The sequence below is a fragment of the Flavobacterium pisciphilum genome, assembly GCF_020905345.1.
Lineage (GTDB): Bacteria > Bacteroidota > Bacteroidia > Flavobacteriales > Flavobacteriaceae > Flavobacterium > Flavobacterium pisciphilum.
This window is the reverse complement of record NZ_JAJJMO010000001.1, coordinates 1135071-1153409: the sequence shown is the minus strand read 5'-3', so window position 1 is coordinate 1153409 and position 18339 is coordinate 1135071. Positions and strand designations below refer to the sequence as shown.

Below are 18339 nucleotides of genomic sequence, written 5' to 3'. Positions count from 1 at the left end.
CTTATGAAAAAACTCTACTTTTTACTACTATTCTTAGGTGTAGGTTTAGCTTCGCAAGCACAAAATCTATTTCCTTATTTGCAAAACGCAACGCCAACGTCTATTTATGTTAACTGGAAAACATCTAGTAATCCAGAGACTATTGTAGAATACGGAACAACAGCGTCTAGTCTTAATGTTACTGTTACAGGGAATACGAATGTTTTTACAGATTCGGGATACCCAGGAAATTATTTCTATCACAGTGCGAAATTGATTAATCTTTCGCCTAATACTAAATATTATTACAGAATAAAAACCGGAGCAGATGTGTCTTCGGTTTATTCGTTTAAAACATTGCCTAATCCGGGTCAAGCAGCTACTGCAGACGGCCACATTCGGTTTTTGATTATGGGAGATAATCAATTAAAAGCAGTACCGCGTTATGATTCTTTAGTGTCAGCTGCAAAAAGAAAAATAAGACAAAAATGGGGGGCTACTTTATCTCCAGAGGATAATATTGCTATGACTTTTATGGTAGGAGACCAAGTGGATGTAGGTACTTTAGATCATTATGAAAATGTACATTTTAAAAAGAATAGAGGATTATCGGGTAATATACCGATTCAGACTACAGTAGGGAATCATGAAACGTATGGAACACTTGGAATGAATTCGTATTATGATCATTTTTATATTAGTGAACTTTCATATAAAGGAATTTCATCGGGAACAGAGAATTATTATGCGCAACAAGCAGGAAATGTTTTATTTATTAGTTTAAGCTCAGAGCATACAGGTGCAGCCCAGTTAACTTGGTTGCAACAGGTTCTCGCTGCTGCGAATACTGATAATACGGTAGAATGGATTTTTTCTTTAAGTCACAGACCCTATCAAGCAGAGCAGTATGTTGGCGATATCTCTACTTGGGTTCGTAATACAGCAGTTCCATTGTTGGTAACTTCGCCTAAATATTCTATGCACATTGGGGCACACCATCATCTTTATCATAGAGGACAATTAAAAAATACGCCTACTTATAATATTATTTCTGGAGGTACAGCTTGGGATCAATATTGGGGTTCTTCTACAGAGCAAGATTTTGAAGATGTACAAAAAACAATATGCAATTGGATTTACCAAATTGTTGATATTGATGTAATAAACGGAAAGATGGATATCGAAAGTTATTCAATTGGTAGTGTAGATAAATGGAAGAACAACCAATTAATGGATGAGTTTCATAGATATAAAAATAAAGTAGCACCAGCAAAACCATCCATCACCAATACTTTTACAGGGAATGTTACATTGCCACTAACAGTAAATGGTTCGGCATATAGCACTACAACAAGTGAGTTATTAAATACAAGTCAGTTTTTGATTTCACAAACGCCAACATTTGATATCGTTAAAAAAGAAGTATATCGAGATTTTGAGAATTTATATGGTAAATACGGTACTCAAAAAGATTCAACTGTTAATATAAATCTAGGTGTAGATATTACCAAAATGGATTTGGCTTCAAATTCGCTTTCTAATGGTAAGTATTATGTAAAAGTTAGATATAGAGACCGCAATCTAGAATGGTCTCCTTGGAGTGATGCACAAACATTTACTGTTACTGGAAGTAATACTGTAAACACAGAGATAATAACTGATGCTTTAACCTATTCGCTGAACGCACCAATTAAAGTTGATTTTACAGATGCTCCAGCGAGTACATCGACATGGGTAGGATTATATAAAGATGGACAAACACCAGGATCATCGACACCATCTTTAACTTGGCAATATACAAATGGAAGTCCAAGCGGATTTATTAATTTTCCAAAAGGATTAGCTAATAAAGGACGCTATTATGCTGTTATATTCTCAAATGGAGGATATACTGAAATTGCTCCCCGAAAATATTTTTATGTAGGACCAGTTCCAGTATTGACTACTGATAATACTGAATATTCAATTGGTACACCAGTAATTGTTAATTATACCAATGGACCGCAATTGGCCAAAGACTGGATAGGAATTTATAGAATGGGCGTTAATCCAGGATCAGGAGTTCCTTCATTAAGTTGGCAATATGTTACAACAGTTGCAGATGCAAAATCATTTAGTGGTTTACCAAAAGGATATTATTATGCCGAGTATTATTTACAAGATAGTTTTAATGCTATTGGTAATAAAGTCTACTTTAAGATTGGAGCAGTTGTAACTGAATTGTGGATTAATAAACCAGTGTACGATCTTGGCGAACAAATTACAGCTTCATGGACAGATGCTCCAGGAATTGTAAAAGATTGGTTAGGAATCTATCATGAAGGTGATGATCCTAACGCCAAACCATTGGTAAGTTATACTTATTTTGAAGGTCTTTCTGAAGGGACTAAAAATATAGTTGCTCCCGAGTTGCCTACAGAAAAAGGAAATTATTTTCTAGTAATGTTCACCAATGACTCTTATAATGAAGTATCAAACAGAGTTACATTTGAAGTGATTGACAGTAAACTTGGTAATGGTGAATTTAAAATTGATAATGGACTAATGGTGTATCCAAATCCAACTAGCAGTAATAAAGAAACTTTTATTCAGTCGGAATATCCTATTGATGAAATAGAAATCTATAATATAGAAGGGAAGCTATTATATGTTACAAAAAATGTGAACAACAATAAGTATTCTTTAATAAATCAAGATTTACCAAAAGGAGTTTATATTTTAAAAATTCATTCTCGTAAATTGTTTACAGCAAAGCTAATTGTGAAATAATTAGAGAGCCAATAAAATTATTTAGTTTAAAAAGCTTCTGCAACTGCAGAGGCTTTTTTGTTTATATAGAGTAAGTTAAGAATTGTGTTTTATAGGTATAACAATAGATATTTTATTTTTCAAACAATCAAAACATAAGATTCATAAAATTATTGTACTTTTGCCCAACCAAACACTACACTTTACTATGAGTCAAAAAGTATTACTTAATTCAAAAGAAGTTACTATCATATTACATCGTTTGGCCTGTCAATTGATAGAAAAGCATCTTGATTTTTCAGATACGATTTTGGTAGGAATACAGCCTAGAGGTGTCTACCTGGCAGAACGATTGAAAGAATTATTAGAAAAAGAATACAATACACCCGAGATTACGTTGGGTTATTTGGATATTACTTTTTTTAGAGATGATTTCCGAAGAACAGATAAACCATTAGAAGCTAATAAAACCCAAATCAATTTTATAGTAGAGGATAAAAAAGTCATTTTCATAGATGATGTTTTATTCACAGGACGAAGTATTCGATCAGCATTAACAGCTATTCAATCTTTTGGGCGACCTGCAGAAATTGAATTATTGGTGTTAATCGACAGGCGTTTTAGCCGACATTTACCAATACAACCCGATTATCGCGGCAGACAGGTAGATGCTATCAATAATGAAAAAGTGATTGTGAGTTGGAAAGAAAATGATGGTGAAGATGTTGTTTATTTGATAACTAGTTAAACAGACAAATTCATTAAAAGTCAACCATTCAAAAATAATAATCGTAAAAGAAAATGAAAGAATTAAGCGTAAATCATTTGTTAGGAATAAAGTATATCAACGAGAATGATATTAACCTAATTTTTGAAACTGCCGATCATTTTAAGGAAGTTATTAATCGACCAATTAAAAAAGTTCCTTCGTTAAGAGATATTACGATTGCCAATATATTTTTTGAAAACAGTACAAGAACAAAACTTTCATTTGAGCTAGCACAAAAAAGATTATCAGCCGATGTTATTAGTTTTTCGGCAGCACAATCATCAGTTAAAAAAGGAGAGACACTTATTGATACAGTAAATAACATCCTTTCTATGAAAGTGGATATGGTTGTTATGCGTCATGCAAATCCTGGAGCAGCTTATTTTTTATCCAAAAATGTAAAGGCTAGTATTGTTAATGCAGGAGATGGAGCACACGAACATCCAACTCAAGCATTATTAGATAGCTATTCTATTAGAGAAAGACTAGGGGATGTAGCTGGAAAGAAAGTTGTAATCGTTGGAGATATTTTGCACTCAAGAGTTGCGTTGTCTAATATTTATGCTTTGAAAATGCAAGGAGCTGAAGTAAAAGTATGTGGACCAAAGACATTAATTCCTAGATATATTGAATCGCTAGGAGTTACAGTAGAGCCTAATTTACGTAAAGCATTAGAATGGTGTGATGTTGCTAATATGCTACGTGTACAAAATGAAAGAATGGATGTGAATTTCTTTCCTTCAACAAGAGAGTATTCGCAACAATATGGAGTAGATAAAGCATTATTAGATTCTCTAAATAAAGAGATTGTAATTATGCACCCTGGACCAATAAATAGGGGAGTAGAGATAACATCTGAAGTAGCTGACTCAGAACATTCGGTTATTTTAAATCAAGTCGAAAATGGAGTAGCTGTTCGTATGGCAGTTATTTATCTTTTGGCTTCAAAAATCCAATAAATTGCAAAAAGAAACTACCTTCGTTGTTCCAAAGATATATTTAAGGATTAATGAATGTAAAGCAAGTGAAAAAATGAAAGTAGATCAAAAAGGACATACAACAATAATTAAAGATACTCAGGGAGATTTTACTTCTTTTCTGGATAAAATCACGCAGCAGTTTAAAACCTTCGAAAATTATAATATTATTATCGATTTGTTAGCTCATAAAGATTTGACTATAAACGATATTAAATTATTATTGCCTCTTTCAAAACAATATAAAAAAGCTAAAAAATCTTTTGTAATTGTAGTTTCAGATATAGATTACAATGCAGTACCAAATGCTTTAATTGTTGTTCCTTCGATTTTAGAGGCACATGATATAATAGAAATGGATGAAATCGAAAGAGATTTAGGATTCTAAAAATAGGTTAATTTTTTGACTGTTTAATTGATTTACTTTGCTGTTTTAATCTTGAGCGATTAGCCAATTTACCAAATAAACGAATAAACAAACATAAAATTGAAATTAACAATATTAGGCTGTTATGCCGCCACTCCAAGAACACTTACAAATCCAACTTCTCAGCTATTAGAAATTAAGAACAGATTGTTTCTTATTGATTGTGGAGAAGGTACTCAGGTGCAATTGCGTAAAAACAAAGTAAAATTCTCTAAAATTAATCATGTTTTTATTTCGCATTTACACGGGGATCATTTCTTTGGTCTAATTGGATTAATATCTACATTTAGTCTTTTGGGCAGAACAACAGATTTGCATATCCATGGACCAAAAGGTATTAAAGAAATTATATTACTACAACTAAAATTATCTAGTTCATGGACAAACTATGGTTTGTTTTTTCATGAGTTAGAATCTGATAATAGCGAAGTTGTTTTTGAAGATCAAAAGGTTATTGTAACTACAATACCATTAAAGCATCGAGTATATACCAACGGCTTTTTATTTCAAGAGAAACTAAGTGAAAGAAAATTAGATATTGATGCAGTTCAGCATTATAATATTGATACTTGTTATTTTCAAAAAATAAAAAATGGGGGAGATGTAACTTTGGATGATGGAACAATCATTACAAATGAAAAGTTATCATTGGATCCTTTGCCACCCAAAAGTTATGCGTTTTGCTCAGATACGGTTTATCATGAAGCTGTAATTCCTATTATAGAAAATGTAGATGTGCTGTATCATGAAAGTACCTTTTTACAATCTGAAGAAAGCCTTGCTTTGAAAACACTACATTCAACTGCCAAAGAAGCTGCTACAATAGCGTTAAAGGCCAATGCAAAACAATTGGTATTGGGGCATTATTCAACTAGATATGAAAGTATCGAATTGTTTAAAGAAGAAGCAGAAACTATTTTTCCAAACGTCTTATTGGCTGATGATGGGAAAAGTTTTGAGTTTTAATATAGAGGCTCTAAGATTTTGAGAAGCTAAGTTTCTAAGAATTAAATAACCTAAATCCTAATTTTAAGGATTCTAAAATCTACAATCTAAAATGTCTAAAAAAATGAATGATTTAAGTAATTATAGAAAATCCTACGAGAAAAGTGAATTACTAGAAACTACTATTCCAGAAGATCCAATTAATCTTTTTAATAGATGGTTTCATGAAGTAGAAGACTTTGGAGGTGTAGATGAAGTAAATGCTATGACAGTATCTACAATAGGATTAGATGGTTTTCCGAAATCGAGAGTTGTTTTATTGAAAAAATTCTCAGAGGAAGGCTTTATTTTTTATACTAATTATAATTCTGAAAAAGGAAAAGCAATACAAAATAACCCACATGTTTGTTTGTCTTTTTTTTGGCCTAATTCTGAGCGTCAGGTAATTATTAAAGGTGTTGCTGCCAAAACATCAGAGTCAGTTTCTGATGGTTATTTTGATTCAAGACCTGATGGGAGTAAACTAGGAGCTATTGTTTCTAATCAGAGCGAGGTGATTCCATCACGCACATTTCTAGAAGAGAACTTAAAAGTATTGGAGAAAGAATTTGAAGGAAAGGCAATTCCAAGACCTAAACATTGGGGTGGTTTTCTTGTTACTCCAGTTGAGGTTGAGTTTTGGCAAGGAAGACCAAATCGGTTACATGATAGAATTAGATACGTTGTTCAAGATGATTATTCATGGAAAATTGAGCGACTTTCGTCTTGATTGTAAGAAAAATACATTTAAAAAAAGTTTTATGATGTAGTTCATCGGTTTTTTTTGGTAGTTTAACGATAAAATATGTAGATTTAACTAATAATAAGAAACAAATTTTATAAAAATACCATTTTAAAGAGTTTGCCCCACAATCTACTTTAAACTTAAACTTACTGATTTATGAAACTAAAAATTCATATCCTATCGCTGATAGTAATTGTTTTTACTATGAATTCTTGCGCGTCTGATTCGGTTGATTCAGGCTCAGAACAAGAATCGGGTGTTTCTTCAGGAGTTGTTACCAACTATACCTATAATCAATCGGAACTTGAGACAATGAAATTGATTAATGATTATAGAGTTAGTGTTGGATTAAATGAATTGAAAGCAATAAATCATATTTCTTTTAAATCAGAAGAACATGATATGTATATGATTGCTAATAATGTAGTTAATCATGATGATTTTGTTGCTCGTTCAGAAAACATAATTAAAGTTTTAGGAGCGATAAAAGTTGGTGAGAATGTAGCTTATAATTATAATACACCTGAGGCTGTATTAAAAGCATGGTTAGCAAGTGCTGGACATAAAAAAAATATCGAAGGTGATTATACACATTTTGGTATGGCAATAAAGATAGATCCTGAAAATGGAAGAAAATATTATACTAATATTTTCGCAAAAATATAATTTGAATCTATTTTTTTAGATAAGAGAAATAGATATAGAAGAACCCTTTTTATGTTACTGGTTTATTTAAGTTGAGGTTAATAGCCGTTATTTTTATTAATAACGGCTATTTAATTTGTAGTGTAAAAGCTGTCCTTGTTGACAGCTTTTTTTTATTTAAATGATTACTCTAAGATCAATTTATTGTCTTTTAAAAAGGGAATTAATGGATTATGAATATGTTTATAAACCAAAAACCAGTGAAGTTAATTTCACTGGTTTTTGGTTTTCTATTTGTTTAAAGATAACGTTCTTTGGTTTTTATTTTGTTATAATGCTGTAATTATAAATTCGCTTCGTCTGTTCATTTGATGTTGTTCTTCGGTACATTTAACTCCATCAGAGCAACCATTAACAAGCTGCGTTTCTCCATAACCTTTACCAGTTAATCTGTTTGGAGCAACACCATTTTGAACCAACCATTTTATAGTTGATTTAGCTCTTCTATCAGATAAAGCTTCATTGTATTTATGAGTTGCACGACTATCAGTGTGCGAGCGGATATCCAGTTTCATAGTTGGATATTGTTTTAAAACATCTAAGATTTTCTCTAAATCCAGAGCTGCTTCTTGACGAATGTTTGATTTATCTAAATCGAAGTAAATCATTTTGATACCAAAACATTTGCCTAAATCATCACCAATTGTTACCACGCATTCAGATTTTTCAAGAGCAATAGATAACTGAGTTCTTCCATTTTCTTTTAAAATAACTACGTTTTGTTCCTTGGTTGTATATTTTTCTTTTTCGGCTCTAAGATTGTATGTTAAACCACATTCTACAGGGAAGGTATAATTTCCATTTTGATCCGAATAACCTGTTTTTACAATATTAAAGTTATTGTCATATAAGGTCAGTTTAGCGTTAGGTAAAACCTCTCCAGTAGCTAAATCGGTTATAGTACCATATAATTCCTGAACACAAGCCAATCTTCTAGTTTCAAGGAATTTATAGATATCGTCAGATCCTTGTCCTCCTTGTTTGTTTGATGTAAAGAATCCTCTTCGGGATTTGGTATCAATAATATAGGCAAAATCATCCTGAGGAGAATTGATATCAGATCCCACGTTTTGTATATTACTTATAGAGCCATCAGTTGCTATTTTAGCAACAAATACATCTAAGCCCCCAAGGCCGGGACGCCCATCAGATGAGAAATAAATTTCATTTTCATCGGTTACAAAAGGAAAAGTTTCTTTCCCTTCAGTATTAATTTCAGGTCCTAAATTTTCTGGCGGACCAAATCCACCATTGTTATTGATTGTTACTTTATATATATCCGATTGTCCAAAAGTCCCTGGCATATCAGATGCAAAATATAATGTTTTTTCATCTGGGCTTAGTGCAGGATGTGCCGTACTGTAATTGTTGCTGTTAAAAGGAACCTCCATTATATTATCCCAATTATCATTTACCAGTGTAGCTTTGTATATTTTTATTAAAGTAATTTTATTTTCATCTTTTCCCTTTTTTCCATCAATGTAATTGTTTCTTGTAAAATACACCGTTTTTCCATCTTTAGTAAAAACCGGAGTAGCTTCGTGAAATTTAGAATTTATTTTTGATTTAAACTTTTTTGGAGCATTTGGATTGAAATCAGCATCAAGATCAGATTGATACAGATTCGTAAAGTGCTCTCCAGTCCATTTGTGTATTCTTTGGTTAAAGTTACCTGTATCTCTAGCCGATGCAAAGACTATTTTGTTAAGATAAAAAGCCGTTCCATAATCAGAGTATTTGCTATTAACACCAGCATCTTCAATTTTATAACGTCCAGAGTTTTCTTTGATTTGCTCCAGATAATCTTTGTCATTTTGATAAAGTTTGGCTCGCGTATCTTTTTTTGATTTTTGATTAAATAAATCAAGTATCTGATTGGCTTTGGCATTATCTCCAGTTGATTTTAATGATTGTGCATATCGGTAATAATACTCAGGTTCAACCTCGGTATTCATGGCAAACAATTCACCATACCATCTTGCAGCCTTTTCAAATTCAGAATTAAAGTAAAAGGAGTTGCCTAATTTTTTGAACATATCTACAGATTTGTATCCTTTTTCGGCTACACGTTCATAGGTTTTAATAGCATCTATATAGGCATAGTTGTCATACTTCTTGTCTCCAGAAGCAATTTTGCCTTGTTGCGAATAACTGTTTAATGAAAAAACACTTATTATTGTTATGTATAGGATTGCAAAATTTTTCATAATAAATATTTTTAGAAGAAACGAGGGGTTGTAATTTTACCGTTGTTTTTGAATAATTCATAGCGCAAGAATATTTCATGCGAGCCAGAATTATAGTTGTTTAAGTTGGTAGTTTCTCGATCATAACCATATCCGATATATAGTCCATCGCTAACTTGAAATCCAACCATAGCGCTTAATGAAGCACTCCATCTGTAGGCTATCCCAACTACAAACTTATTGATGAACATAAAATTGGCAGAAACATCAACTTGTAATGGTGCACCTTCTACTACTTTGGCAAGTACAGCAGGTTTAAATTTGATATCTTCATATTTATCCAAATCAAAAACATAACCCGCCATAACATAATAATTGATTTTGTCTTTATAAATAGCAATATCATTATCATTATAGCGATTGGTTTCGATAAAGTTAGGTACCGATAAACCAATGTATGCTTTATCAGAGTGATAATAAACCCCAGCTCCAATATTTGGTCTAAAGACACTATTGAAATTCTGAAATTGAGGATCGCCTTGATCCGCTGGATTTAATTTATTGATGTCTAGATTGAATAAATTACCAGTGGCTTTAATACCAAAGGAAAGTTTATAATTTACAGATGTTTGTATAGTATAAGAAAGGTCTACAGATAAATCATTCTCATTAGTGGGTCCAATTTTGTCATTAACTAATGATACTCCTAAACCTAAATTACTGTTGTTAATTGGTGTATTTACCGAAAAACTACTAGTCTCAGGCGCACCATCAAGTCCTACCCATTGAGTACGGTATAAACCAAAAATACTTAGAGCTCCTCGCGACCCAGCATAAGCAGGGTTGATATTTATGGTGTTGTACATGTATTGTGTAAATTGTGCATCTTGTTGCGCGTAACTTACTATAGCTGTAAACATCAAAACGAAAGAAAATAATTTTGTTCTCATAGTAGATATTTATTATTTTATTATTGCAATTGTTTTTCTTGTTTATGATAAAAGTGGGTCAATACATTTGTATATCAAAAATACTGATTTTTTTTCCTAAAAACAGCTTACTGACAATGTAGTTTATTTGTTGTCAGTAAGTTGTGTTGTTTTTTGATTATCTAGTTAGATATAAAAATCCATCTTTTTTATTGGTTTGAATTGCACCGTTTCCATCAACAGAAGTATAATTTAGAATATAAAAGTAAGTTCCTGTTGGAAGACCAGATGGTTGGCTTACAGTTGTTCTTCCTCTTGAGAATCCATCAAAAGCATTTGTTGTGTTATTATAGTTTCTAGTTTCAAATACAAGTATTCCCCAACGGTTATATATTTCGACAGAATTGTCAGGATAACAGGTTGTATCTTCTATATTATCAATAACAAATTTATTATTGAAGCTGTCACCATTAGGGGAGAATGCATTATGAACTACTATGTTTCCACATGCTAGAACTTTACAGTCATCATTCACAGCAAGAGTTACAAATAAACTTCTTGGACAAACCTCATCTTGTATTTGATATTCAAAATTGTAAGTACCAACAGGAAGCCCGTAAGTTGTAACAGTATTACCTTGTAAGGCATGAGTATTATCTGTATCTATCCATGTACCTACAGTAGTTGTATTTCTTGGCAGTGGAACAAATAAATCAACAGTTGAATCATCAGCATTACACGCTTGAGAAGGATAGAACACCCTTGGCTCTATAACATCATGGCTAATTGTTATTGTTTGTACTAGTATGGTTGTATTGCCAGCACAATCAGACAAGGTATATGTTCTTGTCAAAATGTAAGGGCTGCCTGCGCAACCAGTACCTCCGTTGTTAGAATCACTTACTGTTATATTTACAGTTTGGCTACAATTATCAGCAGCATCAGTTACAGCCTTAGGATCAGCAACAGGAATATCTGATATACTATTCAAGTTGGTTATATCAGCTGGAGCAGTTCCAGTTGGAGGGGTAGTGTCTTTAACTGTAATTACTTGAGTAAATGAAGTGGTGTTACCAGAACAATCACTAGTGGTCCATTTACGAGTCAAAGTATAGTTTGTACTACATTCGTTTTCGATATTACTTTTTACCTCAGAGTAAACTACAGGTACATCAACATTACAATTATCAGATGCTGTTATAGTAGCAGCTTCAGGAACTTTATCGCATGATACAGTAATATCAGCAGGAAGCTCTTGGTTGAATGTTGGTTTAGTAGTGTCTTCGATAGTAATTACTTGTGTGAATGTATCAGATAAGTTACCACAATTATCAGTAACAGTCCAAGTATTAGTATAGGTTCCTGCATTAGCACAAGACTCAGAAGCTACAAACTGACCGCTTGTTTTTACAATATTGATAAGATTACCATCGCAATTATCAGTTGCAACAGGAGCGCTAGCTTGCGCAGTAGACAAACCAGAAGCATCACTACATTGTAAAGTTACATTAAGAGCAGTTGGAGCCGTTGTCCAAGTTGGTTTAGTAGTATCTTCGATAGTTATCACTTGCGTAAACGTATCAGATAGGTTACCACAATTATCCGTAACAGTCCATGTGTTAGTGTATGTTCCAGAATTACCACAAGACTCAGAAGCTACAAACTGACCGCTTACTTTCACAATATTGGCTACATCACTATCACAATTATCAGTTGCAATAGGAGTGCTAGTTTGTGCAGTAGTCAAACCAGAAGCATCACTACATTGTAAAGTTACATTAAGAGCAGTTGGAGCCGTTGTCCAAGTTGGTTTAGTAGTATCTTCGATAGTAATCACCTGAGTGAACGTATCAGATAGGTTACCACAATTATCAGTAACAGTCCATGTGTTAGTGTATGTACCAGAATTACCACAAGACTCAGAAGCTACAAACTGACCACTTACTTTAACAATATTGGCTACATCACTATCGCAATTATCAGTTGCAATAGGAGTGCTAGTTTGTGCAGTAGTCAAACCAGAAGCATCACTACATTGTAAAGTTACATTAAGAGCAGTTGGAGCAGTTGTCCAAGTTGGTTTAGTAGTATCTTCGATAGTTATCACTTGTGTGAAGGTATCAGATAGGTTACCACAATTATCAGTAACAGTCCATGTGTTAGTATATGTTCCAGAGTTGCCGCAAGACTCAGAAGCTACAAACTGACCGCTTATTTTCACAATATTGGCTACATCACTATCACAATTATCAGTTGCAATAGGAGTGCTAGCTTGTGCGGTAGTCAAACCTGAAGCATCGCTACATTGTAAAGTTACATTAAGAGCAGTTGGAGCAGTTGTCCAAGTTGGTTTAGTAGTATCTTCGATAGTAATCACTTGTGTGAAGGTATCAGATAGGTTACCACAATTATCAGTAACAGTCCATGTGTTAGTATATGTTCCAGAGTTGCCGCAAGACTCAGAAGCTACAAACTGACCACTTACTTTCACAATATTGGTTACATCACTATCGCAATTATCAGTTGCAATAGGAGTGCTAGTTTGTGCAGTAGTCAAACCAGAAGCATCACTACATTGTAAAGTTACATTAAGAGCAGTTGGAGCAGTTGTCCAAGTTGGTTTAGTAGTATCTTCGATAGTTATCACTTGTGTGAAGGTATCAGATAGGTTACCACAATTATCAGTAACAGTCCATGTGTTAGTATATGTTCCAGAGTTGCCGCAAGATTGAGAAGCTACAAACTGACCACTTACTTTCACAATATTGGTTACATCACTATCACAATTATCAGTTGCAATAGGAGTGCTAGTTTGTGCAGTAGTCAAACCAGAAGCATCACTACATTGTAAAGTTACATTAAGAGCAGTTGGAGCAGTTGTCCAAGTTGGTTTAGTAGTATCTTCGATAGTAATCACTTGAGTGAAAGTAGCTGTAGTATTTCCACAATCATCTTTAGCAACCCAAGTATTAGTATAAGTACCTGCATTAGAACATGATTGTGATGGCAAAAATTGACCACTTGTTTTAGTGTAAGTTACTATTGAACAATTTGCAGTTGCAGTTGGTGCTTGATTTTGCGCAGCTGTTAAACCAGCAGTATCACTACATTGTAATGTTACATTAAGCGCTGTTGGCGCTGTAATCCAAGTAGGAATAGCAGTATCTTGAACAGTTATTACTTGTGTAAAGATTGATGAAGTATTGTTACATACATCTTTAGCAATCCAAGTATTAGTATAGGTACCTGTGCTTCCACATGCTCCTCTTTGGAAAACACCACTAGTTTTAGTATAAGTAACGGTTCCACTACAATTATCAGTTGCTACAGGCGCACTAGCTTGAGCAGTATTTAAACCAGCAGTATCACTACATTGTAATGTTACATTAAGCGCTGTTGGCGCAGTAGTCCAAGTAGGAGGTGTAGTATCTTGTATAGTGATTACTTGAGTAAAAATTGTAGAAGAGTTGTTACATACATCTTTAGCAATCCAAGTATTAGTATAAGTTCCTGCATTGGCACAAGTTGGAGAAACTGCGAAAGTTCCACTAGTTTTAGTATAGGTTACAGTTCCACTACAAGAATCAGTAGCTACAGGCGTACTAGCTTGAGCAGCAGTTAAACCAGCAGTATCACTACATTGTAATGTTACATTAAGCGCTGTTGGTGCAGTAGTCCAAGTAGGAGGTGTAGTATCTTGTATAGTGATTACTTGAGTAAAAATTGTAGAAGAGTTGTTACATACATCTTTAGCAATCCAAGTATTAGTATAAGTTCCTGCATTGGCACAAGTTGGAGAAACTGCGAAAGTTCCGCTAGTTTTAGTATAGGTTACAGTTCCACTACAAGAATCAGTAGCTACAGGCGTACTAGCTTGAGCAGCTGTTAAACCAGCAGTATCACTACATTGTAATGTTACATTAAGCGCTGTTGGTGCAGTAGTCCAAGTAGGAGGTGTAGTATCTTGAATTGTGATTACTTGAGTAAAAATTGAAGAAGAGTTGTTACATACATCTTTAGCAATCCAAGTATTAGTATAAGTTCCTGCATTGGCACAAGTTGGAGAAACTGCGAAAGTTCCGCTAGTTTTAGTATAGGTTACAGTTCCACTACAAGAATCAGTAGCTACAGGCGTACTTGCTTGGGCAGCTGTTAAACCAGCAGTATCACTACATTGTAATGTTACATTAAGCGCTGTTGGTGCAGTAGTCCAAGTAGGAGGTGTGGTATCTTGTATAGTGATTACTTGAGTAAAAATTGTAGAAGAGTTGTTACATACATCTTTAGCAATCCAAGTATTAGTATAAGTTCCTGCATTGGCACAAGTTGGAGAAACTGCGAAAGTTCCGCTAGTTTTAGTGTATGTTACAGTTCCACTACAAGAATCAGTAGCTACAGGTGTACTAGCTTGAGCAGCTGTTAAACCAGCAGCATCACTACATTGTAATGTTACATTAAGCGCTGTTGGTGCAGTAGTCCAAGTAGGAGGTGTAGTATCTTGTATAGTGATTACTTGAGTGAAAATTGTAGAAGAGTTGTTGCATACATCTTTAGCAATCCAAGTATTAGTATAAGTTCCTGCATTGGCACAAGTTGGAGAAACTGCGAAAGTTCCGCTAGTTTTAGTATAGGTTACAGTTCCACTACAAGAATCAGTAGCTACAGGTGTACTTGCTTGAGCAGCTGTTAAACCAGCAGTATCACTACATTGTAATGTTACATTAAGAGCTGTTGGTGCAGTAGTCCAAGTAGGAGGTGTAGTATCTTGAATTGTGATTACTTGAGTGAAAATTGAAGAAGAGTTGTTACATACATCTTTAGCAATCCAAGTATTAGTATAAGTTCCTGCATTGGCACAAGTTGGAGAAACTGCGAAAGTTCCGCTAGTTTTAGTGTAGGTTACAGTTCCACTACAAGAATCAGTAGCTACAGGCGTACTTGCTTGGGCAGCTGTTAAACCAGCAGCATCACTACATTGTAATGTTACATTAAGAGCTGTTGGTGCAGTAGTCCAAGTAGGAGGTGTAGTATCTTGAATTGTGATTACTTGAGTAAAAATTGAAGAAGAGTTGTTACATACATCTTTAGCAATCCAAGTATTAGTATAAGTCCCTGCATTAGCACAAGTTGGAGAAACCGCGAAAGTTCCACTAGTTTTAGTATAGGTTACAGTTCCACTACAAGAATCAGTAGCTACAGGTGTACTAGCTTGGGCAGCTGTTAAACCAGCAGTATCACTACATTGTAATGTTACATTAAGCGCTGTTGGTGCAGTAGTCCAAGTAGGAGGTGTAGTATCTTGTATAGTGATTACTTGAGTAAAAGTGGTAGAAGAGTTGTTACATACATCTTTAGCAATCCAAGTATTAGTATAAGTTCCTGCATTGGCACAAGTTGGAGAAACTGCGAAAGTTCCGCTAGTTTTAGTGTACGTTACAGTAGAGCATGCATCAGTTGCTACAGGAGCTTGGTTTTGAGCAGCTGTTAATCCTGCTGCATCACTACATTGTAATGTTACATTAAGTGCAGTAGAAGCAGTTGTCCAAGTTGGAGGTGTATTGTCTACAACAGTAATTGTTTGACTCACTGGTAGTGAGGTGTTATTACAAGCATCTTTAGCTGTCCATGTTCTGGTTATTGAGTAAGTGCCAGGACATTGACCAGGAGTATTTACATCAATAAACGTAAGAGAAGTTACAGTGCCACTATTGTCGGTAGCAGTTGCTTGAGTAAATACTGGTGTATTTGGACAATTAATAGTTGAAGCAGCAGGCAAAGGATTAACTATTGGTTTAGTAGAATCCCCACTATTAATTGTTATAGGTAATTGTTGTTGACAACCATTAGCGTCAGTCACAGTTACATTGTAAGCTCCAGAGGAGATGTTTGTTAAATCTTGTGTTGTTGGTGCAAATGGATTTCCATCTTTTGTCCAACTATAAGTATAAGCGCCAGTACCACCTGTTACGTTTATGTCTATTGCGCCAGTGGCATCATTGTTACACTGTACATCTGTTTTAGAGCCTAAAGTAACACTTAGAGCAGTTGAGGGTTGTGTAATAACAATAGTGCTAGTTCCTTTACAGCCATTTGCATCAGTTGCAGTAACTTCATAACTTCCTGATGTTAGGTTGGTTAAATTTTGAGTAGTTGCATATGGACTTCCGTTTTTCTTCCATGAATAAGTGTAAGGTGCAACTCCGCCAGTAGCGTTATTAACAGTAATTGCTCCCGTCGCAGCTCCAAAGCATTTCACATTAAGATGTGATGCAACAGCTTCTGTCACAACAACATTACTCACTGTTACAACAACTGGTTTAGTGTCAGAACAACCAGAGCTAAGATTTTTTCCTTTAATGTAATATGTACCAGCGGTTGCTGCTGTTGGTGTATTGTAAGGAATTGTAGCTGCGGCATCTTGCCAATAGGTATATGTTAATCCAGCAGTACTACCAGCAGTAACAGCTGGTGCAGTAAGGTTTACTGTATTAGGAAAACATACTGGAGCAGGATTTGTAATTACTAAAGTGTTTGTTGCAAAACTTTTTGCTTTTAAAAATACACCAGCATCATAAAGTTGATCAGATGCATCGGCAATAGCCATTTTAATTTTATAGGTTTGTCCTGGAGTAACTGCATAAGTAGCTGTAAGAACAGTTGTAAAACCATCATATTCCATAACTGTTGTTCCAGCTGGATTATTTATGTAGTAAGCTGCATTTTTTGCTGGAAATGCATTATTATTTACGTTAGTTCCAGCAGAATGTATATTGTTTATTGTAACTGCATCATTGTTTGGTAATTGAGCAAGGTTTACTGCGTTATTAGTGTATGTACCTGTGATTCCAGGGCCACTTAGGAAAAATCCGAAAGCATCATTAAAATCAGTATTAACATATTCAAGATATTCTTCTGAAGCAAATACAAATTGAAATTCAACAAGATTTCCATCTGGAATAAAATCAAATTCAAGAATGGCAGCATCATGCATTGTTTCTCCAGAAATATTTGTCAAATCTGGATCACTTGCATTATTAACCATTGCATCAGACTTATTTGTAAAAGAATTAGGTCCCATAGCAGAATTTATTTTTCCTGTTGAGATTAAAAGACCTTCATCAATAGCAAATGTAGAAGTCCCTTTACTATAATATCCTAGTTGTCTATCGCCAGCAGTTGCTGACCAAGTATGATTATTCCAGTTCCAGTTACTTCCACTTTTTAGGTAATATCCAAACCTAACATTATTAACAATCAAACATCCAGAAGTTAATATGTTTCTTACTAGCTGATCTGCTGTATATCCATTGTTTCCAGCAGCTGGATTGGCAACATCTATAGATCCTGCTACTGCCAATGCTTGCACAGCGTCTGCGCTTACACTTGCACTTTTTTTAGCAGTGAATTTACTTTGGTTAGGTGTATTTCCAATTCTAATTGGAATAATTTTTTCTTGAGCAAATAGCCCTGCGGAAAAAAAGAATAATCCTAAAATGGTTAATAAAGTAATTTTTTTCATAATCTTTAATTTCAAAAATTAATTGTTTCTCTAAAGTGATAACCTATTGTGATTTTATTTAAATATAATTTTGGGACGTTTCGAAATAAGATCTATCGAATAGATTTCTTCTGTTTGTTTTTCCTTTTTCTAGCCTTCATATATTTAACTTTATATTTTGTGAAAGTTTTAATTTTTTAACATAATCAAAATTATATAGTCTGTTTTTAATTGATTTTTTTTTCCTTTAAACAACCCAAATACTCGTTGAAATGTATTTTTTTAAGAAAAAAAGCTGAAAAAAGAGTACTCTTTTTTTTGAATTTTATTTTTTTTAGAGCAATTTTTTTAAAATTTTCACTCAAAATAATTTTTAAAAATAAATTCAACTA

Annotated in this window: 10 protein-coding genes; 7 read left to right on the top strand and 3 right to left on the bottom strand. The window is 33.9% G+C overall.

What is annotated here, in order from left to right; genetic code table 11:
• Positions 1-3 precede the first annotated feature (3 nt).
• The 7 genes from LNQ49_RS04355 to LNQ49_RS04325 all read left to right on the top strand — a co-directional run bounded on the left by LNQ49_RS04355 (position 4) and on the right by LNQ49_RS04325 (position 7295).
• Positions 4-2748, top strand: coding sequence for a fibronectin type III domain-containing protein (locus tag LNQ49_RS04355; RefSeq protein ID WP_229987495.1), 2745 nt, complete (start codon positions 4-6; stop codon positions 2746-2748).
• Positions 2749-2935: 187 nt separating this feature from the next.
• Positions 2936-3475: a bifunctional pyr operon transcriptional regulator/uracil phosphoribosyltransferase PyrR gene (pyrR, locus tag LNQ49_RS04350; protein ID WP_229987494.1), complete on the top strand. Its 540-nt coding sequence runs from the start codon at positions 2936-2938 to the stop codon at positions 3473-3475.
• A gap of 53 nt (positions 3476-3528) precedes the next feature.
• A complete protein-coding gene (locus LNQ49_RS04345; RefSeq protein WP_039112741.1) occupies positions 3529-4455 on the top strand; it encodes an aspartate carbamoyltransferase catalytic subunit in 927 nt (308 codons plus the stop codon).
• 73 nt (positions 4456-4528) lie between these two features.
• Positions 4529-4861 carry a ribonuclease Z gene (locus LNQ49_RS04340; protein ID WP_229987493.1) on the top strand — a complete coding sequence of 111 codons (333 nt, stop codon included), beginning with the start codon at positions 4529-4531 and terminating at the stop codon, positions 4859-4861.
• A gap of 99 nt (positions 4862-4960) precedes the next feature.
• Positions 4961-5866, top strand: a complete 906-nt coding sequence (locus LNQ49_RS04335; RefSeq protein ID WP_229987492.1) for a ribonuclease Z — start codon at positions 4961-4963, stop codon at positions 5864-5866.
• Positions 5867-5969: 103 nt separating this feature from the next.
• Entirely contained in the window at positions 5970-6614 is a 645-nt protein-coding gene (gene pdxH, locus LNQ49_RS04330; RefSeq protein ID WP_229987491.1) for a pyridoxamine 5'-phosphate oxidase, read from the top strand.
• 171 nt (positions 6615-6785) lie between these two features.
• Positions 6786-7295, top strand: coding sequence for a CAP domain-containing protein (locus LNQ49_RS04325; protein ID WP_229987490.1), 510 nt, complete (start codon positions 6786-6788; stop codon positions 7293-7295).
• A 308-nt stretch (positions 7296-7603) separates the two neighbouring features.
• Here LNQ49_RS04325 and LNQ49_RS04320 read toward each other — a convergent pair whose 3' ends face one another.
• The 3 genes from LNQ49_RS04320 to LNQ49_RS04310 form a co-directional block, all read right to left on the bottom strand.
• Complete coding sequence (locus LNQ49_RS04320; protein ID WP_229987489.1) at positions 7604-9541, bottom strand: OmpA family protein; 1938 nt, start codon at positions 9539-9541, stop codon at positions 7604-7606.
• A gap of 11 nt (positions 9542-9552) precedes the next feature.
• Entirely contained in the window at positions 9553-10470 is a 918-nt protein-coding gene (locus LNQ49_RS04315; RefSeq protein ID WP_229987242.1) for a PorP/SprF family type IX secretion system membrane protein, read from the bottom strand.
• Positions 10471-10627: 157 nt separating this feature from the next.
• Positions 10628-17968 carry an HYR-like domain-containing protein gene (locus tag LNQ49_RS04310; protein ID WP_229987488.1) on the bottom strand — a complete coding sequence of 2447 codons (7341 nt, stop codon included), beginning with the start codon at positions 17966-17968 and terminating at the stop codon, positions 10628-10630.
• Positions 17969-18339 lie beyond the last annotated feature (371 nt).